This window comes from Rhodococcus sp. IEGM 1351 (assembly GCF_030056875.1).
GTDB lineage: Bacteria > Actinomycetota > Actinomycetes > Mycobacteriales > Mycobacteriaceae > Rhodococcus_F > Rhodococcus_F opacus.
This window is the reverse complement of sequence record NZ_JASHKU010000026.1, coordinates 37,880-63,294: the sequence shown is the minus strand read 5'-3', so window position 1 is coordinate 63,294 and position 25,415 is coordinate 37,880. Positions and strand designations below refer to the sequence as shown.

Annotated in this window: 25 protein-coding genes; 2 read left to right on the top strand and 23 right to left on the bottom strand. The window is 67.7% G+C overall.

The annotated features are described in order from the left end of the window. Window positions 1-582: 582 nt before the first annotated feature. The 17 genes from QM806_RS33310 to QM806_RS33230 form a co-directional block, all read right to left on the bottom strand. The gene (locus tag QM806_RS33310) at window positions 583-1,518 is read right to left on the bottom strand and encodes an esterase/lipase family protein (RefSeq protein ID WP_043794042.1); all 936 of its coding nucleotides are present in this window, start codon (window positions 1,516-1,518) and stop codon (window positions 583-585) included. Between the two features lie 100 nt (window positions 1,519-1,618). Continuing rightward, window positions 1,619-1,969 carry a histone-like nucleoid-structuring protein Lsr2 gene (locus tag QM806_RS33305; RefSeq protein WP_005262159.1) on the bottom strand — a complete coding sequence of 117 codons (351 nt, stop codon included), beginning with the start codon at window positions 1,967-1,969 and terminating at the stop codon, window positions 1,619-1,621. 138 nt (window positions 1,970-2,107) lie between these two features. After that, entirely contained in the window at window positions 2,108-3,619 is a 1,512-nt protein-coding gene (gene lysS / locus QM806_RS33300) for a lysine--tRNA ligase (protein ID WP_005262157.1), read from the bottom strand. 61 nt (window positions 3,620-3,680) lie between these two features. Next, entirely contained in the window at window positions 3,681-4,103 is a 423-nt protein-coding gene (locus tag QM806_RS33295) for a rhodanese-like domain-containing protein (RefSeq protein ID WP_005244960.1), read from the bottom strand. Then, the gene (locus QM806_RS33290; RefSeq protein WP_005574778.1) at window positions 4,100-4,633 is read right to left on the bottom strand and encodes a cupin domain-containing protein; all 534 of its coding nucleotides are present in this window, start codon (window positions 4,631-4,633) and stop codon (window positions 4,100-4,102) included. The genes QM806_RS33295 and QM806_RS33290 overlap by 4 nt, the downstream gene beginning before the upstream one ends. A gap of 122 nt (window positions 4,634-4,755) precedes the next feature. Beyond that, window positions 4,756-5,571 carry a type III pantothenate kinase gene (locus QM806_RS33285; protein WP_005244962.1) on the bottom strand — a complete coding sequence of 272 codons (816 nt, stop codon included), beginning with the start codon at window positions 5,569-5,571 and terminating at the stop codon, window positions 4,756-4,758. A 3-nt stretch (window positions 5,572-5,574) separates the two neighbouring features. Next, window positions 5,575-6,021 carry an aspartate 1-decarboxylase gene (gene panD, locus QM806_RS33280; RefSeq protein ID WP_005262154.1) on the bottom strand — a complete coding sequence of 149 codons (447 nt, stop codon included), beginning with the start codon at window positions 6,019-6,021 and terminating at the stop codon, window positions 5,575-5,577. 18 nt (window positions 6,022-6,039) lie between these two features. Further along, window positions 6,040-6,975, bottom strand: coding sequence for a pantoate--beta-alanine ligase (panC, locus tag QM806_RS33275; RefSeq protein WP_037206080.1), 936 nt, complete (start codon window positions 6,973-6,975; stop codon window positions 6,040-6,042). A gap of 5 nt (window positions 6,976-6,980) precedes the next feature. Then, window positions 6,981-7,907, bottom strand: coding sequence for a Rossmann-like and DUF2520 domain-containing protein (locus QM806_RS33270; RefSeq protein WP_037242324.1), 927 nt, complete (start codon window positions 7,905-7,907; stop codon window positions 6,981-6,983). A gap of 147 nt (window positions 7,908-8,054) precedes the next feature. Beyond that, window positions 8,055-9,011 carry a DUF6779 domain-containing protein gene (locus QM806_RS33265; protein WP_182623544.1) on the bottom strand — a complete coding sequence of 319 codons (957 nt, stop codon included), beginning with the start codon at window positions 9,009-9,011 and terminating at the stop codon, window positions 8,055-8,057. 70 nt (window positions 9,012-9,081) lie between these two features. Next, on the bottom strand, window positions 9,082-9,549 hold the full coding sequence (locus QM806_RS33260; protein ID WP_182624050.1) for a DUF3180 domain-containing protein: 468 nt from the start codon (window positions 9,547-9,549) through the stop codon (window positions 9,082-9,084). Window positions 9,550-9,569: 20 nt separating this feature from the next. Further along, on the bottom strand, window positions 9,570-10,082 hold the full coding sequence (gene folK, locus QM806_RS33255) for a 2-amino-4-hydroxy-6-hydroxymethyldihydropteridine diphosphokinase (protein ID WP_005574769.1): 513 nt from the start codon (window positions 10,080-10,082) through the stop codon (window positions 9,570-9,572). Continuing rightward, window positions 10,079-10,441, bottom strand: a complete 363-nt coding sequence (gene folB, locus QM806_RS33250) for a dihydroneopterin aldolase (protein WP_005262144.1) — start codon at window positions 10,439-10,441, stop codon at window positions 10,079-10,081. Before folB ends, folK begins: the two co-directional genes overlap by 4 nt. Next, window positions 10,434-11,291 carry a dihydropteroate synthase gene (folP, locus tag QM806_RS33245; protein WP_005262143.1) on the bottom strand — a complete coding sequence of 286 codons (858 nt, stop codon included), beginning with the start codon at window positions 11,289-11,291 and terminating at the stop codon, window positions 10,434-10,436. Before folP ends, folB begins: the two co-directional genes overlap by 8 nt. Next, on the bottom strand, window positions 11,288-11,905 hold the full coding sequence (folE, locus tag QM806_RS33240) for a GTP cyclohydrolase I FolE (RefSeq protein ID WP_025431746.1): 618 nt from the start codon (window positions 11,903-11,905) through the stop codon (window positions 11,288-11,290). Before folE ends, folP begins: the two co-directional genes overlap by 4 nt. Before the next feature lie 60 nt (window positions 11,906-11,965). Further along, complete coding sequence (gene ftsH / locus QM806_RS33235; RefSeq protein ID WP_005574768.1) at window positions 11,966-14,236, bottom strand: ATP-dependent zinc metalloprotease FtsH; 2,271 nt, start codon at window positions 14,234-14,236, stop codon at window positions 11,966-11,968. Between the two features lie 210 nt (window positions 14,237-14,446). Next, complete coding sequence (locus QM806_RS33230) at window positions 14,447-15,793, bottom strand: amidase (protein WP_005574765.1); 1,347 nt, start codon at window positions 15,791-15,793, stop codon at window positions 14,447-14,449. A 164-nt stretch (window positions 15,794-15,957) separates the two neighbouring features. Between QM806_RS33230 and QM806_RS33225 the strand changes: the two genes are divergently transcribed. Then, window positions 15,958-18,078 carry a serine/threonine-protein kinase gene (locus QM806_RS33225; RefSeq protein WP_005574764.1) on the top strand — a complete coding sequence of 707 codons (2,121 nt, stop codon included), beginning with the start codon at window positions 15,958-15,960 and terminating at the stop codon, window positions 18,076-18,078. 15 nt (window positions 18,079-18,093) lie between these two features. Here QM806_RS33225 and hpt read toward each other — a convergent pair whose 3' ends face one another. Genes hpt through dacB form a run of 4 tightly spaced genes read right to left on the bottom strand, consistent with a single transcriptional unit; the run spans window position 18,094 to window position 22,084 of the window. Further along, window positions 18,094-18,648 (bottom strand): hypoxanthine phosphoribosyltransferase, encoded by a 555-nt coding sequence (gene hpt, locus QM806_RS33220; protein WP_005244976.1) that lies wholly within the window; start codon window positions 18,646-18,648, stop codon window positions 18,094-18,096. Between the two features lie 4 nt (window positions 18,649-18,652). Continuing rightward, complete coding sequence (gene tilS, locus QM806_RS33215; protein WP_120659837.1) at window positions 18,653-19,633, bottom strand: tRNA lysidine(34) synthetase TilS; 981 nt, start codon at window positions 19,631-19,633, stop codon at window positions 18,653-18,655. 19 nt (window positions 19,634-19,652) lie between these two features. Then, window positions 19,653-20,699 (bottom strand): Rv3626c family coenzyme F420 biosynthesis-associated protein, encoded by a 1,047-nt coding sequence (locus QM806_RS33210; RefSeq protein WP_005560664.1) that lies wholly within the window; start codon window positions 20,697-20,699, stop codon window positions 19,653-19,655. After that, window positions 20,699-22,084: a D-alanyl-D-alanine carboxypeptidase/D-alanyl-D-alanine endopeptidase gene (gene dacB, locus QM806_RS33205; protein ID WP_120659838.1), complete on the bottom strand. Its 1,386-nt coding sequence runs from the start codon at window positions 22,082-22,084 to the stop codon at window positions 20,699-20,701. The genes QM806_RS33210 and dacB overlap by 1 nt, the downstream gene beginning before the upstream one ends. A gap of 131 nt (window positions 22,085-22,215) precedes the next feature. On the opposite strand from dacB, the gene QM806_RS33200 reads away from it, so the two are divergent. Beyond that, entirely contained in the window at window positions 22,216-22,707 is a 492-nt protein-coding gene (locus tag QM806_RS33200) for an inorganic diphosphatase (protein WP_005244982.1), read from the top strand. A 91-nt stretch (window positions 22,708-22,798) separates the two neighbouring features. On the opposite strand, the gene QM806_RS33195 is transcribed toward QM806_RS33200, so the two are convergent. Both QM806_RS33195 and QM806_RS33190 read right to left on the bottom strand, forming a co-directional pair. Next, the gene (locus tag QM806_RS33195; protein ID WP_120659839.1) at window positions 22,799-24,496 is read right to left on the bottom strand and encodes an MDR family MFS transporter; all 1,698 of its coding nucleotides are present in this window, start codon (window positions 24,494-24,496) and stop codon (window positions 22,799-22,801) included. Between the two features lie 72 nt (window positions 24,497-24,568). Further along, a complete protein-coding gene (locus QM806_RS33190; RefSeq protein WP_065488909.1) occupies window positions 24,569-25,399 on the bottom strand; it encodes a crotonase/enoyl-CoA hydratase family protein in 831 nt (276 codons plus the stop codon). Between the last annotated feature and the right edge of the window lie 16 nt (window positions 25,400-25,415).

Sequence of the window (25,415 nt, the reverse complement as noted above, 5' to 3'; positions counted from 1 at the left end):
CGTGCAGTCACGAGACCGGGTGTCTCGTCCCTGTTCGCCGCGTTTCGCTCCGGCACTACAAGCAGATCGCCAGCGCCTGCTCCGAGGGCCGAAGCCCCGAACCGACGAAGGTTCCACGACCCCATCTATTACTCTAGTTGGCTGCCGATCGACCTGCTGCCCCTCCACCCCTTTAGATGGACGAGCAGGCCTGCTTACCCGTATTTAACGCCCCAGCTCCGGCAATAGTTTCCCGTTCGCTGTACGCCTGGAGCGAACAGGCTCCGCGATGCCGATGTGGACCACCATTTCGTAGCCGCCGGGACTGGCTCGAATGGACACTTCTTTCCAGTTGTTCACCATCCAGACGTACCTGGACGGGACCCTGCGGGTACGTCGTGACCGTGGTGTCGCAGAAATGCGACAACCTCTTGCCCGCGAAGTTCGCGACCCGTTCCCCGAAGGAAGCGAGACCTGCGTGTCCGGACAGGGTATGTCGATGAGCTGTGAGTTCGCCACCCATACCTTTCCGCCGGCGTCGGCCGCGATACCCAGCGGGTTGCTCAAGACTCCCCCGGTAACCGGCTAGGAGGCGAGAAAGGGCTACCCCGCGACGGGGGCGACGAAACGGCACGGCACGTCGCGCGGGTGGGCGGGATCGAGCGCGTTGAGCACGAATCCGGCGGCCCGTGCCGAACCGGCGACGGCGACGTGGTCGGAGTAGTCCTGCTCGCAATCGTCCTGGACGACGATGTTCGTGGTGTTCGGACCCGGCTCGATGCCGCTCGTGTACGGGACGACCAGTTCGTCGTAGCGGGTGGCGATATTCGTGTACTCGATGCCGGGAACGTAGACCCCGTCCGCCCGCATGCGGTCGATGAACGCGGACCCCTGGAACATCTCGGGGCAGGCCCCACAGACGGGGAAACCTGCCGCCACCTCGTCGTCGATGCCGAGCGCCCGCATGGACCGCCCGACGCTGATCTGATCGTTGCCGTACGTTCCGTGCCACGGCGGTGCCAGTGACACGATCTTCGAGACCTTGTCTGCGCCGCCGAAGAACTTCACGTAGTTGTTCGCCTGCAGGGTGCCCTGGGAATGTCCGACGAGATCGACTTTCGAGGCCCCCGTGCTCGACAGCACCTGATCGACGAACGTGGCGATCTGAGCGGTGCCGGTGTCGATGGGAGTCATCCCGCCGATCGCATCGAGCGGCCACGGCAGTTCGGGGAAGTTGCCGTAGGTGAGGGAATACACGCAGTAGCCCTCGTTGGCGAGAAGCGGCGCGTATACCGCCCAGTTGGTCTGGCGTGCGCCTCCCGTCCCGTGGACGAGGACCACCGGTTCGGGATGCGCGTCACTCGGCACGCAGGACCAGTCGTTCGAACCCGGGGCCGAACCGCCCGGATTTCCCAATTCGAGGGGCACTCCGGCGAGGAAGGAATCCGGCACCGGATAGGTAGGCGCTGCGGACGCCACCCCGGACCACATCACGAACGCCAGGAACAGAATCACTGAAACGGTCACGCAGCGCCGCACAGCTACCCCCCGAACTTCCCGATTAACGGATCAGTGCGGGACGGTAACAGTCCAGGTCACGTCGCGGAGCGAATCAGCGAATTCGGTCCCCAGCTAACTTTCAGTTCGCCTTGTTGTAGGCGTCGATAATTTCCGCGGAGATACGCCCGCGCGCAGAAACCTTTTTGTTGTTCTTGCGCGCCCATTCCCGGATAGCGGCGCTCTGTTCCCGATCGACCGAAACTCGGGACTTGGTGGCGGCCGGAGCCGCCACGGTCTTGCCGCGCTTGCGCGAGCTCACCTTGCGCGCGTGGGAAACCCACACGTCGAGCTGCTCGCGCAATTTCGCCGCATTCTCCGAGGAAAGGTCGATCTCGTACTGAACACCGTCGAGTCCGAACTCGACCGTCTCGTCGGCAGACGCCTCTTGATCGACATCGTCGATCAGGGTGACAGTGACCTTCTTAGCCATGGGATGAAATTCCTCTCGAATGAAGCGACGTCTCATCGTCAACGTGAGCTACGACCCGGAGATAACCATACCCCTGTTCTTCCGATTCGGAATACGAGGAATGGATCGAATTTATCCGCGCGAATTCACCCTGGTGAATCAGCGAGTGGAAGGACGAACAATGGGAAAGAGGATTGTTTCGCGGATTCCCAATCCCGTCAAAGCCATGAGCAGACGGTCGATTCCCATTCCGGTACCGGTAGTCGGCGGCATTCCCTGCTCCATTGCGGCGAGGAATTCTTCGTCGAGGGCCATCGCCTCGTCGTCGCCGGCCGACGCGAGACGCGCCTGATCGACGAACCGCTCACGCTGGATGACCGGATCGACCAATTCCGAATAGCCCGTGGCCAACTCGAACCCGCGGATGTAGAGGTCCCACTTCTCGGTCACCCCGGCCTTGCTGCGGTGGTCACGAGTCAGCGGCGACGTCTCGACCGGGAAATCACGGACGAACGTCGGCTCGAACAACTGGTCGCCGCACTGGTGCTCCCACAGTTCCTCGACGAGCTTTCCGTGCCCGTACCCCTTGTCCTTGGGGACCTCCAGGCCTACCTTCTCGGCGAGCGCCAGTAATTCCTCGACGGTGCTATACGGAGTGACCTCGACACCGATCGCCTGCGACAGCGACGGGTACATCTCGAGGGTCTTCCATTCACCACTGAAGTCGTATTCGGTGCCGTCGGCGAGAGTGACGACCTGCGAACCGAAAGCGGCCTGCGCCACTTCCTGGACGAGTTCGCGGATCATGACGGCGGAATCGTCGTACGTGCCGTACGCCTCGTACGTCTCGAGCATCGCGAATTCCGGCGAGTGCGTCGAGTCGACACCCTCGTTGCGGAAATTCCGGTTGATCTCGAAGACCTTCTCGATACCGCCGACGACGCACCGCTTCAGGAACAGTTCGGGCGCGATACGGAGGTAGAGATCGATATCGAGGGCATTGGAACGCGTGATGAAGGGACGGGCCGCCGCGCCACCCGCCACCGTCTGCAGCATCGGCGTCTCGACCTCGAGGAACCCGCGACGCTCGAGCGCGTTCCGGAGCTCACGGACGACAGCCACCCGCTTACGCGCATTCTCCCGCGCCTCGGAGCGCACGATCAGATCGGCGTAGCGCTGCCGGACCCGCGACTCCTCGTTCATCTCCTTGTGCGCAACCGGCAGCGGCCGGAGCGACTTGGACGCGATCTGCCACGAATCGGCCATGACGCTCAGCTCACCGCGACGCGAACTGATCACCTCACCGTGCACGAACACGAAGTCACCGAGGTCGACATCGGCCTTCCACGAGGCCAGAGCGTCCTCCCCGACCGCGGCGAGACTGATCATCGCCTGCAGCTGGGTTCCGTCGCCTTCCTGCAGCGTCGCGAAGCACAACTTGCCCGTGTTGCGCACGAAGATCACCCGGCCGACGACGCCGACCTGGTCACCGGTGGCCGTGTCGGGCTCGAGTTCCGGGTACTTGGCCCGGATCTCCGCCAGCGAGTGGGTGCGCGCCACCGACACCGGGTACGCCTCGCGTCCCTCCGCGAGGATGCGCTCACGCTTCTCCTGGCGGATCCGAAGCTGCTCGGGGGTGTCGTCGACTGGCTGGGCTGCTACTTCACTCACGGGTCACCAGCCTAATCGACGCCCGCGCGTGCCCCTATTCAGAGGTCAGTGAGTTCAGAGGTCAGTGAGCCGAGACGGTGGCCAGCTCCCGCACGCAGTGCTGCGTGGCGATGAGGGAGCCCAGCAGTCCCGCCGCCTTGATCGCCTTGTACCCGCCGACGAGATCGGTCGCCTTGTGCAGACCCAGCTGCTGCAGCGCCGCCGCGGCGAGACTCGACGTGTAGCCCTCGGAGCAGACGATGATCCACTCGACGTCGTGGTCCACTGCCAGCGCCAGGTGCGCCGAGCTGGTGGGATCGCAACGCCACTCGAGAACGTTGCGTTCGATCGCGAGCGCACCGGGAAGCGTTCCCTCGATCGCTCGCTGCGCCTGCGGGCGGATGTCCACCACGATCGCGCCGCGAGCCACGGCCTCGGGCAGCTCGAATGCGTACATGCGGTCGATCTGGGTGCGGGCCTCTTCGAGCATCTGGTCGATGTTCACTTCGAACCACCCTCGGGGAGATCGGTGAGCTCGGTCCGGGTACGGCGCAGCGTGCCGTGGTCGGTGACCTCGTAATAGGACATGGCCGACAGCGGCGGCGAGTAGGCGTGCACGCTCAGCGTCGGCGTCACCACCTCCGCCCCCGGTGCGTCCGGCGCCCGCACGACGTCGTGAACCCAGCCGAGCGGGAACGAGGCCTGATCGCCTGCCTCGAGAGTGCGGTGACGCAGACGGTCACCCGCCCAACGGAACTCGGACAACGCGCCGCTGAGAACGGTGAGCGCGCCGAAAGAGCCTGCGTGGTCGTGCAATTCGGTGTTCAGGTCGGGAACCCAGCTGATCAGCCAGACGTCGACGTCGTCGTCCGAGTAGAGCCGGGTCGACCAGCGCTCGTGGGTGGGCCAGCTCTGCGGGAGCAGGACGTCGTGGCGGCCGTCGAGGACCTCGGAAGCACCCTGGTCGGTGATGCGCAGCAGGTCAGCCGGGCGAAGACGGGTGGGTACAGATGCAGAAGAATACGTTGCGAGCACGAGAGAGACTCCCAGAAGTGTGAATTGGTCAAGGCAGCGTTCAGCCTCGACAACACTCCTGAGCACTCGTGCAGAGATTCACGGGGACCATTCTGACATAACTTCCGCGAAGAGGGAACCCGTCACTCGAGCGGGCTGCGACGCGCCCCCCGGCGAGCCTGATTCCGCTCGTAGACCAGGCGCAGCCCTTCGAGCGTGAGATCCGGTTCGTGCTCGTCGACGGTTTCCGTCTCGGGCATGATCAGCGGCGCGCGGTCACCGGTCGCGATCACCACCACGTCGGAACCGGAGAAGGCGGGCAGTTCCTTGCGTACGCGGCGGACCAGCCCGTCGACGAGCCCGGCGAAACCGAACACCGCACCCGACTGCATGCACTCGACGGTGTTCTTGCCGACGACGGAGCGGGGACGCACCAGTTCGACCTTGCGCAGAGCCGCCGACTGCGACGCGAGTGCGTCCGAGGAGATCTCGAGGCCCGGCGCGATGGCGCCGCCGAGGAACTCCCCCTTGGCGGACACGACGTCGACGCACGTGGACGTCCCGAAGTCGACCACGATGCACGGTGCGTCGTAGAGGTGATGCGCCGCAAGACTGTTCACGATCCGGTCGGCGCCCACCTCCTTGGGGTTGTCGACGAGCAGCGGAACACCGGTTCGCACCCCGGGTTCCACCAGCACGTGCGGGACGTGCCCCCAGTACCGCGTCAGCATCACGCGGATCTCCCGCAGCACCGACGGCACCGTCGACAGCGCGGACACACCGGTGATCTGATCAGTGTGCGCGCCAAGGAGCCCCCGGAAGATGAGGGCCAGCTCGTCGGCCGTCATCCTCGCGTCGGTGCGCATCCGCCAGTCCTGCACCAACTTCGAGTGTTCACCGGTACCGGTGAACAGACCGAGAACGATGTTCGTGTTCCGGACGTCGACGGTGAGGAGCATGGGTTACACCAAACTGGATTCGCGCTCGGCGTCGAGCGTCGACAGCATGCGCGGGGTGATGAGACCGGAGCCCTCCGGCGCGTGCGCCGGGTCGGCACCGAGCTCGATCGGCGAGTTGGCGGCATCGACGAACACGACGCGCGGCTCGTAGTCGCGCACCTCCTGCTCGTTCATGACGCCGTAGGCGATGAGGATGACGAGGTCGCCGGGCTTGACCAGATGCGCTGCCGCACCGTTGATCCCGATGACGCCACTTCCCCGCTCGCCGGCGATCACATAGGTTTCGAGCCGCGCGCCGTTGTCGATGTCGACGATGCACACCTGCTCGCCCTCGAGGAGGTCGGCGGCGTCCATCAGATCCTGGTCGACCGTCACCGAGCCCACGTAGTGCAGGTCGGCGTGTGTGACGGTGGCGCGGTGGATCTTCGACTTCATCATGGTGCGAAACATGTTCCGGTCCTTACTCTTCTAGCGGGAAAGAAGTTCGTCTGTGGCCGCGCCCGACGGTGGTTCGGCGTCGCGTTCGAGGAAACCGGTGCCGACGGCGACACCGACGTTGTCGATCAATCGGGTGGTTCCGAGCTTGGCGGCGACGAGCAGCCGGCCGTCGCCTCGTTCGGGGGCGGGGCCGAGATCGACGCCCCGCACTTCGAGGTAGTCGACCTCCACCTCCGGGACGGAGGCCAGCACCTCGCGCGCGGTGGCCAGGATCGCCTCGGCGCCACCGGCCGCGGCGTGGGCGCCGGCGATGAGCGCCGCGGACAGTGCCGTCGCCGCGGTGCGCTGCGCCTCGTCGAGGTAGCGGTTGCGCGAGGACAGTGCCAGCCCGTCGTGTTCACGCACCGTGGGCACGCCGAAGATCCGGACGTCGAAGTTCAGGTCGGTCACCATCTGCCGGATCAGCGTCAGCTGCTGGTAGTCCTTCTCACCGAAATACGCGACGTTCGGCGCCGCGATCTGCAGCAGCTTGGCGACGACGGTGAGCATGCCCGCGAAGTGCGTCGGCCGGGACGCGCCCTCCAGCTCGGCACCCAGCGGTCCGGGATGGATCGTGGTCCGCGGTCCTGCCGGGTACATGGTGGCTGCGGTGGGCACGAACGCCAGCTCGACTCCGGCCTCGCGGAGCAGTTCGAGATCGGCGTCGAGGGTGCGCGGGTAGGCGTCGAGGTCTTCGCCGGCGCCGAACTGCAACGGGTTGACGAAGATCGAGACGATCACCACCGCGCCGGTGAGCTTGGCCTGCCGCACCAGTTCCAGGTGACCCGTGTGGAGGGCTCCCATCGTCGGCACGAGCGCGACCTGGCGGCCGACACCGCGGAGCGCCTTCGAGACCCGGGTCAGCACGTTCGGGTCGTGGTGCACGGTCAGTTCGCCGCGCTTGTATCCGCCCTGCAGATCGCTCACGGAACTCACCTCCGGTCTTCCAGGATTTCCAGCAGTTCAGGTGTCGCGCCGGCGCGTTGCGCCGACCTCAGAGACAGGGCACGGTAGCCGGCCGCGATCCGCGGATCGACCTCTTCGAGTACCCGCAGATGCGTGGCAACCGCTTCCGAATCGCCCCGCGCGACCGGCCCGGTCAGTGCCGACGGCCCGCGCCGCAGGGCGTTGTCGAGCGCCGCGGAGAGCAGCGGCTGGAGGACTCGTTCGGCCAGGCCGTTCGGATCGTCGCCGATCAGCTCCTGGCCGAGCAGTTCCTGGCCTTCGAGGGCGACGCGCAGCGCGGCCACGGCGTCGACGACGAGCGTCACCAGGTGGTTGCTGCCGTGCGCGAGAGCGGCGTGGTACAGCGGTCGCATGTCCTCGCGGACCCGGACGGGCTCGCCGCCGATCTCGAGGACCAGCGACTGTGCGATCGCGTAACCGATGTCGTCGGCGGCAGTGATGCCGAAACAGGCGGACGCGAGACGGACGGTGTCCTCGTCGTGCCCGGTGAACGTCATTGCGGGGTGAATCGCGAGCGGAACGACGCCCTGCTCGGTGAGGGGGTCGAGGATCCCGATGCCGTTCGCGCCGGAGGTGTGCGCCACGATCGCGCGACTCGGCACCGCACGGGTGGAGGCCAACCCCGCGATCAGTGACGGCAGTTCGGCGTCGGGGACGGCGAGAATGAGCAGCTCGGAGCGGGCCGCGACCTCGGCCACCGGCAGAATCTCGGTCTCGGGGAGCCGGGTCCGTGCCCGGTGACGTGAAGCGTCGGAGACAGCCGAGCAGGCGACGACGACGTGACCCGCCCGCTCCAACGCGGCACCGATTGCTGTACCGACCCGGCCGGCGGAGACGATTCCTACCGTCAACCTCGCAGGCGCAGGGCCATTAGTGATCCCGAAAGAGGTCACCTTCGTCCTCTCGTTCGTTCCAGTCCCGCTCGGCGGGTACCAGACGTTCCAGGGTGAGGATAGCCCGGCTCGAACGCACCCCGCCATGCGCCGGCAGAGTGATATATGCCTCACACGATGCGGGTTGATCCTCGGGCGCGTCCGGCCTTACTCGGCCCGGCGACGCCGGCCACCGGTGCTCTGGCCGGTCCCGGATGCCGACTGCATGTTGGCCATGATCTCGGCGACGGACAGCCCGTTCGAGTGCGCACCCGACGGTTCGTCGTCCTCGGGCGCCCGACGGCGGCCCTGCCGCGCTTCGGGCTCTGCCTCAGCCTCTGCCTCTGCCTCTGAGTCGGGCTCGGGGACCGATTCGGGCTCGACCGGGGCGACAGGCTCCGGCTCGGGTGCCGGCCGGGTCTCGGCAACCGGCTCGGGCTCCGGTTCCGGTTCGACCTCGATCTCGGGTTCGGTCTGCCCGGCGTAGGCGGGTTCCACGATGGACGTCTCGGCGGTGACCGGATCGTCGTCCGGATTCGCGAAGTGGTGAGACGACTGGGCGGAACCGCTCTGATGCCCGGCCCCGGCGGCATGCCCTGCTCCCGGGATGTACAGGCCCGACGCAGCCGGCTGATAGCTGCTGTACGACCCGCCTGCGAGTTCCTGCACACGCGTCGAATCCGCCCGCAGCGCAATCCGTTCGGTCGGCATCGCGCCGTCGAACAGGGCCTCGAGATTCTTGCGGAGCGACGCGAGTTCGGCACGCAGCGCGGCGAGTTCTTCGGCGTCGGCGCGCACGTCGCTGCGCACCCGCTTCTCGACGGTGAGCTCGTATTCGCGCCGTGCCGAGATCTCCCGCTCGAGCTGCAACTCATAGACGGTCTGCAGGTCGTTGACCTTCGCCTTGTCGAGCGCCGACTCGCGCCGGTACTTCGTCATGGCGATGGCACCGACCGTGGCAGCCCACAGCGCGGCGACCAGGCCCACTCGCAGGAGTTGGACGCTGTCGCTGAAGATCAGGAAGAGGGACGCGATCACCGCGAGGGCGAGCAACCCCGCAACGATCATCTGGCTCGCGCTGCGCTTGTTGCGGCGCGCAGACTTGAGGCGACCAGGATTCGTCATGGTGCCAGGGTACTTGGCCGCGAAGGGTGCGCCGCGCATTCCATCGGACCTGCGGCGATCCTCCATGTCCTCAATGCGCCGGCTCGTCCGAGGGGTCGTCGGGGGTGCGGCAGCAGTGTTCCAGCCACAGTGCCGCGCCGACGAGGGCCAGTGCGGCGACGAGGCCCACCCACGCGCCGGGAGTGTCCGAGCCCGCGGCCCGGAGCACCGAACGCTGCGGAAGCAGGTACAGCAGGAAGCCGCCCCACACCCCGGCCGTCGCGGCACCGACGAGCGCGGACGCCTTGGCTAGCGCCGCCACCCGGGCGGCGGTGATCGGGTGCAGCTGACGCGGTCCGTCGCCCACCTGATGGTTGCTGACCCGGGATCGCACCATGAACGCGAGCACGACCTCGATCAGCGCGACCGGATACAGCGACGCCCCGGCGTACACGGGAATCGGCGGAAACGAACCGTAGAACACACGGACCAGAATCCAGGTGGCGGCGACGGCGAGAGCGGCCAGGAACAGCAGATCCCAGATCCGGGTGGGTTTCATCGTGCCCGTCGGTTCCGGCTTCATCGCGACCGCCGGTCCAGAACGAGCTGCGTCCGGTGCACACCGGCGCGTTCCTCGTCGCCCAGCAGTGGCAGCAGCGCGTCCACCCGGGTCGTAGTCCCGTCGACCGGCAGCACGGCGTCGGGTTCGACGTCCAGCCACGGAATCAGCACGAAGGCACGCTCGTGCGCTCTCGGGTGCGGCAACGTCAGTTCCGGGTCGTCGCTGCGGACGTCGTCGCACGTGACGACGTCGACGTCGAGCGTGCGCGGGCCCCACCGTTCGATCCGCACCCGGTCGGCGGCAACCTCCAGTTCCTGCCCGCGCCGCAGCCAGCCGTAACCGTCGAGTGCGGGATCGTCGACGACGAGGACCGCGTTGAGGAAGTCCTGCTGCTCGACACCGCCCCACGGCGCCGTCGAATACACCGGAGAGACCGCCACGACCGCGTCGCCCAGACCGTCGAGAACGGACTGCAGATGGGCGAGGCTGTCGCCGACGTTCGACCCGATCGACAACACCGCGCGACTCATGGCCGCGACCTGTGCGCGACCACCGCGACGTCCGCGAAGGTCAGCGGGATCGGCGCGGACGGCTTGTGCAACACCACCTCGGTGCGCCGGACACGAGGGTCGGTCATCACCCCGTCCGCGATCTCCGCGGCGACGGTCTCGATGAGGTCCCGTGAGGGTCCCGCGACGATCGCGGCCGCGCGCTCGGCCAGTCCGCCGTAGTCGAGGGTGTCGTCGAGGTCGTCCGATGCGGCGGCGGGGGCGAGGTCCATCCAGACGGTGATGTCGACGTAGAAGTCCTGACCGTCCCGCTTCTCGTGTTCGAAGACGCCGTGATTGCCACGAACCTTCAAGCCGCGCAACTCGATTCGATCACTCACGTCCGGCTGCACCCTTTGCCCAGGCCTCGGCGACCGCGATGGCGTCGAGGGAACCCTGCGCGTCGTGCACGCGCACTCCCCACGCTCCGTGGGTGGCGGCGAGCGCCGAGACGACGGCGGTCGCGATCTCCCGGCCGGCGGGCGGGCGCGGTTCCCCGTCCGCATCCGCCAGCAGCGAACCCAGGAACCGCTTGCGGGACGCGCCGATCAGGACGGGGAATCCCAGCGCGTTGAACTCGGGCAGCGCCTTCAGCAGAGCCCAGTTGTGGTCGGCGTTCTTCGCGAATCCGAGACCCGGATCCAGCACCAGGGAACCCGGATCCACCCCGGCCTTCACGGCCAGGTCGACCTGGGTCATCAGTTCGTCCCGGACCTCACGGACCACGTCCTCGTAGTGGTCGGCGGTGCCGCGGTGCACGTAGTCGGCAGCCGAACGCCAGTGCATCAGGATCCACGGCACTCCGGCGTCCGCGACGACCGAGGCCATCGCCGCATCCGCACGGCCACCGGCGACGTCGTTGATGATCGACGCACCCGCCTCGATCGCGACCTCCGCGACCGACGCCCGCATCGTGTCCACGCTGACGCAGATGCCCTCGCCCACCAGGTCCGCGATCACAGGTGCGACGCGACCGGCTTCGACGTCGGGATCGACCCGCGCCGCGCCCGGCCGGGTGGACTCGCCGCCGACGTCGACGATGTCGACGCCGAGACGCTTCAGTTCCAGACCGCGCGCGAGCGCCGCGTCACGATCGAGGAAACGTCCGCCGTCGGAAAAGGAATCGGTGGTGACGTTCAGGACGCCCATCACCACGGTTCGGCCTGGCGCGGGCAACTCGATCACGGTCACTTCCGCAGAATAAGGTCCAGAGCCTCGGAACGTGAGGCCGCGCTGGACTGGAGCAGACCACGCACCGCGGAGGTGGTGGTACTCGCACCAGGCTTGCGGATCCCCCGCATCGCCATGCACAGGTGCTCGGCCTCGATGACCACGATCGCACCGCGCGGGTCCAGCTTGCGCATGACAGCGTCGGCGATCTGGCTGGTCAGACGCTCCTGCACCTGCGGACGCTTGGCGTACAGGTCGACCACGCGCGCCAGCTTCGACAGGCCGGTCACCTTGCCCGTCTTACCGGGGATGTACCCGACGTGGGCGACCCCGTGGAACGACACGAGATGGTGCTCACACGTGGAGTACAGCGGAATGTCGCGAACGAGCACCAGCTCCTGGTGCCCCTCGTCGAACGTCGTGTTCAGCACGGTGTCCGGGTCAGTGTAGAGGCCCGCGAAGACCTCGCGGTACGACCGCGCCACGCGGGCGGGCGTATCCCGGAGTCCGGGACGGTCCGGGTTTTCACCGATCGCGATCAGCAGTTCGCGCACCGCAGCTTCGGCACGCGGCTGATCGAACACCCGGCCTGTCTCGAGCGCCACGGGCTCACTACCGAGATGATTCACCGACAACCGAAACTCCTCCAGTACCGGGACCGATCGTCCCGAAGCAACAGCCTAGTGTCGGGCGGATCAGTTCGATCCGTCCGGTCCTTTCCAGGCCCTCGTCTGCGCGTCGTCGTCGCCGGTGCCACGCTGCTCGTGCGGTGGGTTCCACTGGTTCCCCGGACCCTGGTTTCCGGAGTACTGGCCCTCCGGATTCTGGTTGCCCGGATCGCGAGGCGGCCAGCCCGGAGCCGACCAACCCGCGGGGGCGCCGTAGTCCGGACGCGGCTGCGTCATCCCACCCTGCGGCCTGGCCGGTGCCGGCTGCGAGTAGCCGTTGGCGGGTGCCGGCTGCGGGTACTGCTGCTGCGGCGGAGCCTGCTGCGACTGCTGCTGGGCGAACACCGGCTCGGGCTGCTGGGGCCACGGCTCGCCGCGCTCGACCGCGAGTTCCCGCGGCGTCTTGACCGGCGGCTTGTCGGACGGGGTCCGGTGGCCGAAGTCGTTGAACGCGGTGATGCGCGGGCGCTTCTCGACGCTGTGGAAGATCTTCTCGAGATCCTTGCGGGTGAGCGTCTCGCGTTCGAGCAGCTCGGTGGCCAGGATGTCCAGCACGTCGCGGTATTCGTTGAGGATCGCCCACGCCTCGGTGTGCGCGGCCTCGATGAGGTTGCGGACCTCTTCGTCGATCTCGCGTGCGACCTCATGGGAGTAGTCGGACTGCTGACCCATCGACCGGCCCAGGAACGGGTCTCCGCCCTCCTGGCCGTACCGCACCGCACCCAGCTTGGCGCTCATGCCGTACTCGGTGACCATCGACCGCGCGATCTTCGTCGCCATGTCGATGTCGGAGGACGCACCGGTGGTCGGCTCGTGGAACACGAGTTCCTCGGCCGCGCGGCCACCCATCGCCATGACGAGGCGAGCGATCATCTCGGACCGTGTCATCAGGCCCTTGTCGTCCTCGGGCACCGTCATCGCGTGACCGCCGGTGCGGCCGCGGGCGAGGATGGTGACCTTGTAGACGGGCTCGATGTCGGGCATCGCCCACGCGGCGAGCGTGTGCCCACCCTCGTGGTACGCGGTGATCTTCTTCTCGTGCTCGCTGATGATGCGGCTCTTGCGGCGCGGGCCGCCGACGACACGGTCGACGGATTCCTCGAGCGCAGCCTCCGTGATGACGGTGCCGTTCTCGCGGGCGGTGAGCAGCGCGGCCTCGTTGATGACGTTGGCCAGATCGGCACCCGACATTCCGACGGTGCGCTTGGCCAGGCCTTCGAGGTCGGCGTGCTGGTCGATCGGCTTGCCCTGCGAGTGAACCTTCAGGATGGCGCGACGGCCGGCGAGATCGGGGGCGCCGACGGGGATCTGCCGGTCGAAGCGGCCCGGACGCAGCAACGCCGGGTCCAGGATATCGGGGCGGTTGGTGGCGGCGATGAGGATGACGCCGGTGCGGTCACCGAAACCGTCCATCTCGACCAGCAACTGGTTGAGGGTCTGCTCGCGCTCGTCGTGTCCGCCACCGAGGCCCGCGCCACGCTGGCGTCCGACGGCGTCGATCTCGTCGACGAAGATGATGCAGGGGCTGTTCTGCTTGGCCTGGTCGAACATGTCGCGCACACGGGACGCACCCACACCGACGAACATCTCGACGAAGTCCGAACCGGAGATCGTAAAGAACGGGACACCGGCCTCGCCTGCCACCGCGCGGGCGAGGAGGGTCTTACCGGTTCCGGGCGGCCCGTAGAGCAGCACACCGCGCGGGATCTTCGCTCCCAGCGACTGGTAGCGCATCGGGTTCTGCAGGAAGTCCTTGATCTCGTACAGCTCTTCGACGGCCTCGTCCGCACCCGCGACGTCGGCGAACGTGGTCTTCGGCATGTCCTTGTTGAGCTGCTTGGCCTTCGACTTGCCGAAGCCCATGACGCCGCCGCGACCACCGCCCTGCATGCGGCTCATCACGAAGAAGAAGATGCCGAGCAGGATCACCATCGGCAGGACGAACAACAGGATCGACGTGAGCCAGCTCTCCTGCGTGACCGTGGTGTTGTAGCTCTGCAGGCCCTTGTCGGAGATCTCGTTGAAGATCTGCTCGGACGCCGACGCCGGATACTTCGCGAGGATCTCGGTCTTGCCGTCGGTCGCGTCGTTGCCGTCCTTCAGCCACAGGCGGACCTGCTGCTCCCGGTCGTCGATCTGCGCCTTGTCGACGTTGTTCGCGTCGAGCTGCGCGATCGCCACGGAGGTGTCGACACCCTTGAATCCGCGCGTGTCGTTGCCGAAGTAGCTGAAGGCGTAGATCACCAGCAGGATGCCGGCAACTATCGCCAGGTTTCGAAACACAGTCTTACGGTTCATACAGGTCGGCCGAGATGGCCGGTCCTTTCGAGAGTGCGGGTCTTCCGGGTGCGCCTTCCGGCTGCCAACCGGACAAACCAGGTTACCGCGAAGGCACCCCGGCGACTCCAGGTAGCAGCCAACCGCCGTTGGGAGCGGTCTCTTTCTTTCAACGCATGCGATTGCCCATCGGTTCCCTCGGACTCGATCCGGGTCCGAATGTGCGGGAGTTCACCGCGCGGGCGCGACCCTCGGCCAGCCGCCGCCCACCCGCTCGATGTGAGCGGCCAGGGCCAGGATCCTGGCCTCTCCTCCGGGCGGTGCCGCGATCTGCACGGCCAGCGGTGTGCCCGAGTGTGAGTGCGTGCCGACGGGCACACTCGCCGCGGGCCACCCGACGAGATTCCACAGCGCACTGAACGGGGCGTACCGCACGTTGGCCACGATGTTCGACAGCCACGACCGCTCGCTCCACGTCGTCGCCGCGAGCGGCGGCTGCGCGAGAGCGGGTGTGATCACCACGTCGTAGTTCTCGAAGAATGCGCGCAGCGACTCTTCGAGCCTGCCCACCTGCTCGGGGCGGACGAACCGGCCCAGCGCGCGGCCCACCGCGACGTGCCTGCGGGTCCGCGGCTGCAGTAGCCGCAGATCGAGCCCCTTCGCGTCGGCGGCCGTTCCCGCGGTCCAGCGGGCGAGAACGGGAAGCAGGTTGACCGGGTACGGCAACGTCGCAGGCTCGACGTCATGGCCCGAGCCGGTCAGTTCCCTGCCCGCGCGCACGGCCGCATCCCGCCACTGCGGATCGACCGTGGCCAGGAATGTCGGCGACCCTGCCGCCACCGCGATCCGCAGTGGTTCCGACGCGCCGATCCGCGCGAGTTCGGGCCGGTCGGCGAGGACGGACAGCATGAGAGCGGCGTCGTCGACGGTCGTGGCGATGGGCCCGTTCTCGGCCATCCCGAACCACGAGGTGGCGCCGAGTTCGGACGGCACCACTCCCCTGCCCGGTTTGATACCGAACACTCCGCAGTTCGCGGAGGGGATGCGGATCGACCCCAGACCGTCGGTCCCGTGGGCCAGGGGCACCATCCCCGCGGCCACGGCGGCGGCCGCTCCCCCGGACGAACCCCCGCAGGTCCGCGACGGATTCCACGGATTGCGGGTGATGTGGCCGGGCGCGTCGGTGGTTCCCCACACCGCCAGCTCGGGGAGGGTGGTCAGGCCGACGACCACCGCTCCCGCCGCCCGCAGTCGCGCGACGACCGGGTGATCGGAAACCTTCGGTTCGGCACTGGTCGCACCCGATCCCTCGCGCATCGGCAGTCCGGCCACGGAAATGACGTCCTTGATCGCGACGGGCACTCCTGCCAGCGGAAGCGTGGACAGATCCGGCCGGCGAGAGAGGGCGAGGGCGTCGGCTCGGGCCTGTTCGGCGAGGACCGTGACGAACGCCTGAATCTTCGGTTCACGCTCGTCGATGGCCGCGAGCGCGGCCTCGACATGCTCCATCGGGCTCGAGACGCCCGAGCGAACCTGCTCGGCGACGACGACGGCTGAGGTGAACGGGGAGTCCCCCATCACCCGAGTATATGGTGCAGGGAAGCAGTCGTTTCGAGTATTCGCGCTGGATACAGTAGGTCTGCGGGGTTACCATTCGCTTGTCCCTGGATGGGACTCTTCACACCGCTCCAGACAACCTCGATGTGCCCAGAGAACCCGCCCAGTAGAACCCTCGATGTGCAATGACCAGAGGAAACGGGTCGGGCAGAGACGGATCGGCCGCTGGATCGGACTCTGCCGAACGGACCGTCGGAGTCACGAACTCCGAACACGAGAGCAGCGAAGCGACGGTCGCGGCCGGACCGTCGACGGTGGTTGCTGAGCAAACCATGTCCGCACGGACCATGACCGCCGAGCAGACCGCCGCCGCCGAACACACCGCGGCGGCCGAGCAAACCGCACCCGCCGAGCAAACCGCGGCCGCCGAACAGACCGCGGCCGCCGGTCCGACCGTGACCGCCCGCCAGCCGGACACGCTCATCACCACGCCGCCGGGCAATGCGGCGCTCGACGATGTCGAGGTCGGACAGCAGGTCGACGACTTCGATCTGCTGATGGGCCTGGGCAGCGGCGCGTTCGGCCGCGTGTTCCTGGCACGGCAGCGGTCGATGCAGCGACTCGTCGCGGTGAAGATCTCGCACGACAAGGGGAACGAGCCGCAGACCCTCGCCCAGCTCGACCACAACTACATCGTGCGCGTGTTCGACCAGCGGTTGCTCGAGGACCGCGAACTGCGCCTTCTCTACATGCAGTACCTGCCGGGCGGCACCCTGCTGCGGGTTCTGCGCCGCGTACGCGTCACCCCGGAACAGGACCGGACGGGCAGCCTGCTGCTGGATGTGGTCGACGAGGAGATGCGGGAGAAGGGCGAGATCAGGCCCACCGACTCGAGTGTGCGGGACGAGATCGCATCGCTGACCTGGCCGGAGACGATCGCGTGGCTGGGGCGGCGACTGGCGGACGCCCTCGACTACGCCGGCAAGCGCGGCGTCCTGCACCGCGACATCAAGCCCGCCAACATCCTGCTGACGGCCGAGGGGGTGCCGAAGCTCGCCGATTTCAACATCAGTTTCAGCGACACCGTCACTGGCGCGTCACCGCTCGCCTACTTCGGCGGATCCCTGGCCTACATGTCCCCCGAGCAACTCGAGGCGTGTCACCGCGGTATGCCCGGGACGGCGGCGGACCTCGACACCCGCAGCGACATCTTCGCGCTCGGCGTGATGTTGTGGGAGCTGATGTGCGGGCGGCGTCCGTTCGAGGACGAGGACGTGTCGAGCGAGTCGCTCGTCGCACTCGAAGCGATGCTGGACCGCCGCAGCCGCGACATCGACCCGGAGTTCCTCGACCAGTTGCCCTACGACTGCCCGCCGTCGCTGCGACGGGTACTCCTGACGTGTCTGGCACCGAAGCCGGAGGACCGGTGGTCGTCCGGTGCCGAACTGGCCCAGCAATTCGACCTGTGCCTGAATCCCCGGGCCCGCGACCTCGTCGATCCGCCGCCGAACAGTTGGCGCATGCGGCTGCGCCGCTTCGCGCTCCCGATTCTGGTGATCGGTATCGCGGTGCCGAACGCTCTCGCCGGCGCCTACAACTACCACCACAACAAGATGCTGATCATCAGCAATCTGACGCCGGAGGCCCAGCACTCGTTCGAATCGATCCAATTGGTGATCAATTCGATTGCGTTCCCGCTGGGCGCGATCATGCTGCTCTACTGGTGCCGATATCCGCTGCTCGTTCCGCGTGGTCTGCGCAAGGGGAAAACGTACGACCGCCAGACACTGGCCCGGGCCCGCACCGACACCCTGCTGCTCGGCGACCGCGTCGTGCTGGTGGTGTTCGGGTTGTGGGTCATCGCGGGCATCGCCTATCCGATTTCCCTGCAACTCGCGGCGGGGAACGTTCCGCCGGGCGCGTACGTGCACTTCATCGCATCACTGATCGTGTGCGGTGCCGTGTCGGTGGCGTACCCGTTCTTCGTGGTCGCGTTCTTCGCGGTGCGCTGTATCTACCCGACCCTGCTGCCGCAGGACATCGCCAGCAGCGCCGACGCGCACAAACTGCGGGGCCTCGACCGCCGGAGCACGCTGTATCTCGCGGTGGCCGCTTCGGTTCCGCTGGCCGGTGTGGCCGGGGTGACGTTCCTGTCGCCCGACGAGATCACGCTCGTGATCATCGCGGTCCGCATCCTGTGCGTCGGCGGCATCTTCGCGTTCGTCGGCGTGTACTGGCTGTTCCGGCAACTGGAGCAGGACCTGCGGGCGCTGGAGCTCGCCGTGTCGCACGAACCCGTCCGCTGACGAGCAGCGCGGAGATCAGCCGCCGTAGACGGAAGGCTCGAGGGTCCCGATGTACGGCAGGTCGCGGTACCGCTCGGCGTAGTCGAGGCCGTACCCGACGACGAATTCGTTGGGGATGTCGAAGCCGACGTTCGCGACGTTGACGTCGACCTTGATGGCGTCGGGCTTGCGCAGCAGCGTGACGACCTCGAGGGACGCCGGGTTGCGGCTCGACAGGTTGCGCATCAGCCAGGACAGCGTCAGACCGGAGTCGATGATGTCCTCGACGATCAGCACGTGCCGGCCGGCGATGTCCTTGTCGAGGTCCTTGAGGATGCGCACGACGCCGGAGGACGACGTGGACGACCCGTAGGAGCTGACGGCCATGAACTCCATCTGGGTGGGGATGGGGAGGGCCCGCGCGAAGTCGGTCATGAAGAAGATGGCGCCCTTGAGGACACCCACCAGGAGCAGATCCCCTTCCGGGGCACCCTCCGGGTAGCGCTTGGCGATCTCCTCGGCCAGTTCGACGGTACGTCGACGAATCTCGTCCTCGGAGATCAGTACCGATGCGATGTCGCCTTCGTACACGCGATCAAACCCTTCGTCGGTCGTCCAATCCGACGTTCAGCCTGCCACGTCGTCGGCGGACCACCAACCTCGCGTCCGGTGTTCCGCCCCCGATCGCCACCTGTCCCTGTCCCCGCCACCGTGCGACGAGGTCGTCCACGGCCCGCAGTTGCGTGTCTCCGAGACCGCGCGCACCGGCTGCGAGGAGCCAGCTGCGCAGCACCCGCCTGCGGACGGGTGGCGCCGACAGAACGAGTAGGGCCGCGTCGATTTCGCCGTTCACCACGACTTTCGCCTCGGCGTCGGCGGCCATCGCGTCGAGGACCGCCCCTTCCTCACGCAGGTGTTCCCCGGTGCGGGCGAGGGCCCCGGCGACGCCGCCGCCCAGGACGTCCTCGAGCAGCGGGAGCACCTCGGTGCGCAGCCGCACCCGCACGAAGTCGGGCGAGGCGTTGTGCGGATCCTCGTGCGGGCTGAGTCCCAGTTCCACGCAGGCCTGCCGGGTCACCGCGCGGCGCACGTCCAGCAGCGGTCTACCCCACGGGCTGTCGTACGCGCTCATCCCCCAGATGGATCGACCCCCCGAACCGCGCGACAACCCCAGCAACACCGTTTCGGCCTGGTCGTCGAGGGTGTGTCCCAACAGCACCGGGCGGGTTCCGCGCGCCGCGTCGAGGGCGCGGTAACGGGCCTGCCGGGCCGCCGCCTCGAGCCCGCCCGACCCGGTCACATCGACGGGAAGCACCTCGGCGGACGCGCAGCCGAGCGCTCGGGCACGGGCCGCGGCCTCGTCGGCCACGTCGGCCGATCCCGGCTGCAGCCGATGGTCGACGACGAGGGCGCACACCGAACGCGCCTCCGCGGCGGCCGCCGCGGTCAGCGCCAGTGAGTCGGCACCACCCGACAACCCGACCGCGATCTCGCCGTCCGGGGCGTGCGCCGCGATCCAGCGCCGCACGGCGTGACGAACCTCGAGGATCGCCGGCTCCTCGGGAAGCAGCGTCACCGGCTCAGCCCTTCTCGAATCAGCCCAGTACCCGGGACACCCAGGCGTCCGGCGCGTCGATCTCCGCGAGCCGGGGCAACGTGTCGGGGCCGGTCCACACGACGTTGAACCGGTCCATCCCGACCTTGTCCACGACGGCGTCGACGAACGCCTTGCCGCGCACGTATTGCGCCATCTTGGCGTCCATCCCGAGCAGCGCCCGGATGAGACGCTGCACCGGGTTGCTCTTGCGGCGGCGCCGCTGATCGAACGCGGCCCGGATGGCGGCCACCGACGGCACGACCGCGGGTCCGACGGCGTCCATCACGTGGTCCGCATGTCCCTCGAGGAGGGTGCCGAGCACCAGCAGACGGTCGAGTGCCTCGCGTTGCGGCTCCGCCTGGGTGGCGCGCAGCAGTCCGACGATGCCGCCCGGTGCGCCCGACTCGTCCGGCTCTGGGCGCCCGCGGTCGCGCAGCGCGGAGGACAACCGGCCGACCATGTCGGTGACGGACTCGTCCTCGGCGGATCCGAGGGTCTCCACCGACTCCTGCATGTAGCCGGTGAGCCACGGTGACGACGAGAACTGCACCCGGTGCGTCACCTCGTGGAGGCACACCCAGAGCCGGAAGTCGCTGGGCCGCACCCGCAACGTGCGCTCGACGGACACCACGTTGGGCGCCACCAGCAGCAGGGTTCCGTTGTCGCCGGTGAACGGGTCGTACTGGCCGAGGATCGCCGAAGACAGGTACGCGAGCATCGCCCCGGCCTGAAGGCCCGCCGGCTTGCCGAGCAGCATGCCGGGAGCGGCGTCGCCGCCCGTGAGTTGCGACATCGAATGCGCGGCGGCGTGGATCCACCCGGCCCGGTCGAGGATCTGGGCGGTCGGCACCGGAAGTCCGTCGGCGAGGCCGGTGACTTCCCGGACGGGCAGTTCCGCGCGCATCGACGCGTCGGCCAGTTCCGCGACCACGGTTTCGGCCGTGTACCGCGACGTCACCGGTCCGCTGCGCGCGAGCTTCACCCCCGTCCTGGCTGCGAGCTTCCAGTCGACGGCACCACTGAAGGCGTTTCCTTCGGCGGCCATCACTGGCACCCGCACGTGCGGAGCGCAGCGGCAAGTGCGTCGAGTGCGGGACGGCTGACCTCCGGCGGGCGGTCGTTGGACATCAGCGCGAACGTGAGCACCCGCCCGTTCTGGTCCACCACGTAGCCGGCGAGCGCGCTGGCCGTGGACAGGGTGCCGGTCTTCGCCCGCACCCACCCGGCGCCCGTGCGGTTCCCCGACGCGTAGCGGTCGGACAGGCTGCCCGTGGCGCCGGCCACCGGCAGGTAGTCGAGCATCGGCCGCAGGGCGGGATTGCCGTCGCCCGCGGCCGCCGTGAGGACCTGGTCGAGTGTGTGCGGCGCGATGCGGTCGTCGACGGACAACCCGCTCGCGTCGTGCAGGGTGAATCCCGACAGATCGAATCCGGCCGCGGTCAGCGTCTGGCCGATGGTCGCGACGGCGCCCTTGAACGATGCTTCCGCACCGGCATTCATGGCAACCTCCCGCCCGATCGCTTCGGCAAGCACATTGTCCGAGTGTTCCATCATCTGCCGCAACCGGTCGCGCAGCGGCGCGGACTGCACACTCGCCACGGTAGCCGCACCGGGCGCCGCGACCCCCGACGTGACCGCCGACGGGGCGACGCCGAGCGCACCGGCGAGCGTCCGTCCGGCGTCGAGCGCGGGTGTCGAACTGCGCGGCGACTCGTCCACGAGCGGGTCGGCCCGTCCGCCGTCGATCATGATCGGTTCGGTGGGGGTGATGAATCCGGCGCCGACGTCCGTCGGGAACCATCCCTGCGCCATGGTGTCGCCCGAGTAGATGCTGGTGTCGACCACGATGCTCGTCACCTGGATGCCCGCGTTCCGGACCTGATCGACCAGTTGCGAGATGTGCGCCGCACCCGGGTAGTAGCCGTTCTCCCCGACCGGCTTCGCGGTGAGAGTGGGATCACCACCGGCGACGAGGACGATCTCGCCGGGAGTCGCGCCCTGCACCACCTTCGTCGTCACCCGACGGTCGGACGGCAGCGCCAGCAGCGCGGATCCCGCGGTGAGGACCTTGGTGGTCGACGCCGGGGTCATCGGGGTCTGCGGGTTGACGCTCCACAGGACCTGACCGGTGACCGCGTCGGCGACCGTTCCGCTGAACTTGCCGAGGTCGGGGTTCGCGGCGGCCGGACCGACCGCGGCGGCGATCCCCTGCGCCGTCGGCATCGGCGCGTCGTCCGGCACCGGCGTGACCTGCGGGGCCGCCGTGATCGGTGCCGGTTCGGGCGCGATCGTCAGTTCACCGCGGCCCGCCGACGCGTTGTGCGCGGTCACCGCGACCACCAGAACAGCCGCCATCGCGAGCACCACGACGACGACCGACGCGAACAGAATTCGCATGTTCCGACGGTGGCGTCCCGCCAACGAGCCCATCTTCTTCTTTCCCTGGCCCGGCAACGCGCCTCCGTCTTCACTGTGATTCGTGGGTGGTCAGACAACCAACCTTATCCTCGACCCGATATCCTCTCCCCGAATCATCATCGACACGACAGCGAGGAATCGGCGTGGAGTTCGACGTCACCATCGAGATCCCCAAGGGTCAGCGAAACAAGTACGAGGTCGACCACGTGACCGGTCGCGTGAAGCTGGACCGCTACCTCTACACCGCGTTCGGCTACCCGGCCGACTACGGCTTCATCGAGAACACCCTCGGCGAGGACGGCGATCCGCTGGACGCGCTGGTCCTGCTCCCCGAGTCCGTGTTTCCCGGCGTCATCGTCGAGGCACGTCCCGTCGGCATGTTCAAGATGGTCGACGAGGCCGGCGGCGACGACAAGGTGCTGTGTGTGCCGGCCGGCGACCCGCGGTGGGACCACATCCAGGACATCGGCGACGTCCCGCAGTTCGAGCTGGACGCCATCAAGCACTTCTTCGTCCACTACAAGGACCTCGAGCCGGGCAAGCACGTCGAGGCAGCCGACTGGGTCGGGCTCGCCGAGGCGAAGGCCGAGGTCGAGGCTTCGCTCAAGCGTCTGAAGGACAACGGCGGGCACTGAGCCGGCGGCGAATCGTCTGGCACTGAGCCTCCCGACGTTCGCGGTAGCGGCGCCCTCCCCGGTCATCGGGGGTGGGCGCCGTTGTCGTCTCTCACTCCTCCGCTTCTCCCCGCGCCGCGGCCTGGAGTCCGGACTCGCTGCGGAGCGGTACTTCCTTCCACAGCACGGTGAGGACGAAGGCGACGACGGCGAGCATCGACACGCTGAGGAAGACGGATCCGATGGCGTCGGCGAATCCTTCTCGGAAGGGCAGGGCCAGCACGTCGTCGAGTTTCCCGATCACCGAACTGTCCGTGAGGACTCCGCTGACGCCGGCGTGGTCGGGGCTGAGCATTCCCTGGCCCATGGCGGCCTCGGCGGGGTCGTTGCTCTGCGCGGCGGCGACCACGGCTCGACGGAAGTCGGATGTGCCCGCGGCGGCCGTCACCCGCTCGCCGATGGCCGGGGTGAGGCGGGAGAAGAGGATCGACAGGAAGATCGCGACGCCGGCGGTGCCGCCGATCTGCCGGAAGAACGTGGCCGCTCCGGTCGACACTCCCATGTCCTGTGGGGGCAGCGCGTTCTGAATGGCGAGGGTGAGGGGCTGCATCAGGTTTCCGAGACCGAGTCCGAGGATCAGCATGAACACCATCACGACGGGCATCGGGGTGTCGGCGGCCAGCGTGTGCAGCAGGTACGCGCCGACCGCGATCAGGGCGGTACCCAGGATCGGGAAGTACCGGTACCGTCCGGTCCGCGAGATCATCTGACCGCTGACCACCGAGCCGGCCATGAGTCCGAGGACCATCGGCAGGATCTGGAACCCGGCGAGGGTGGGGCTCGAGCCCTTCACCACCTGCAGGTACTGGGGTAGCAGGGTGATGCCGCCGAACATGACGGCGCCCACGACGAGGCTGATCACGACGCCGAGCGCGAAGGTGCTGTTGCGGAAGAAGCGCATCGGGATGAGTGCGTCATCCTTCATCGCCAGTTCCACCGCCACGAAGGCGAGCACGCCGATGACGCCGATCACGTAACACGCCAACGACTTCGAACTTCCCCATCCCCAGCTGTGCCCCTGTTCGGCGACGACGAGCAACGGCACCACGCCGACCGCGAGGGCGATCGCACCCCACCAGTCGATCCGCCGGCTTCCGCTCGGTCGTCGCGGCAGGTGCAGCACCCGGGACACGACCGTGAGCGCGACGAGTCCCACCGGCACGTTGACGAGGAAAACCCAACGCCAGCCGTCGATTCCGAGGAGCTCGTCCTGTCCGGCGAACACTCCGCCGAGGACCGGCCCGAGGACGCTGGACGTGCCGAACACGGCCAGGAAGTAGCCCTGGTACTTGGCCCGTTCACGCGGGGAGACGATGTCGCCGATGATGGTGAGCGCCAACGAGAACAGACCGCCGGCGCCGAGTCCCTGGACCGCACGGAAGGCCGCGAGCATGTACATCGACGTCGAGAACGTGCACAGGACCGAGCCGATCACGAACACCGTGATCGCGAACATGAAGAACGGCTTGCGGCCGTAGATGTCGGACAGTTTGCCGTAGAGCGGCGTCGCCAGGGTGGCGGTGACGAGGTATGCGGTGGTTGCCCACGCCTGCAGCGAGTATCCGTCGAGGTCGTCGGCGATGGTGCGGATCGCCGTCGCCACGATCGTCTGGTCGAGCGCGGCGAGGAACATGCCGAGCATCAACCCACTGAGTACAGCCAGGATCTGCCGGTGGGTGTAAGCCACCGGCGTTTCGACCGAATTCGACACTGTTTCCTCGCTGCGCTGTCGTTTACTTGTAGTCGGCAAGTATGCGAGCGCAGCGAGGTTTCGGGCAACTGATGGACTGAGCTTTACCTGCGGATAAGGCTCTGCGACCGGCTATTCGCCCGTGAATTCAGGGGCGCGCTTCTCGAAGACGGCAGTGATCGCCTCGGTCAGGTCCTGCGACGGCAGGAACGCGGCGTTCCATGCGGCGACGTAGCGCAGGCTGTCGTCGACGGCGGCCGCGCGGGAGTGGTCGAGGACGTCCTTGATGCCATGGACGACGAGCGGCGGGTTCGCCGCGATCTCGGCCGCGGTCTCGTGCGCGGCGACGAGGACGGCGTCGGCGTCCGCGAAGACGCCGTTGACGAGACCGATCTTCTCGGCGCGCCCGGAGTCGATGTCCTTGCCGGTGAGCGCGAGTTCCCGCAGATGACCGTCGCCGATGATGGCGGGCAGTCTGGCGAAGCTGCCCATGTCGGCGACGATCGCGACCTTGACCTCACGGATGCTGAACTTCGCGTCGGTGCTGGCGTACCGGATGTCGCACGCGGAGATCAGGTCGACGCCACCGCCGATGCACCAGCCCTGGATGGCCGCGACCACCGGTTTGCGGCAGTCGGCGACCGCGTTGATGCCGGACTGCATCCGCTTGATCATGTCGTGGAACGCGGTACGCGGGCCGGCCTGCGCCTTGTCGGCGAGGACGGAACCGAAGCTGCCGCTCATGGCGGGCAGGTCGAGACCGAAGGAGAAGTTCTTGCCGGAGCCGGCGATCACCACGGCCCGCACGTCCGGATCGGTGTCGAGTTCACCGAAGATCTCGGGGAGCTCGCTCCAGAAATCCGGGCCCATCGCGTTGCCCTTTCCGGGTCCGATGAGCGTCACCTGCGCGACGTGATCCTTGCGCTCGACGGTGAACGCATTCCAGGTCTTCTGTTCGGTCATTACTCAAGAGTAACCA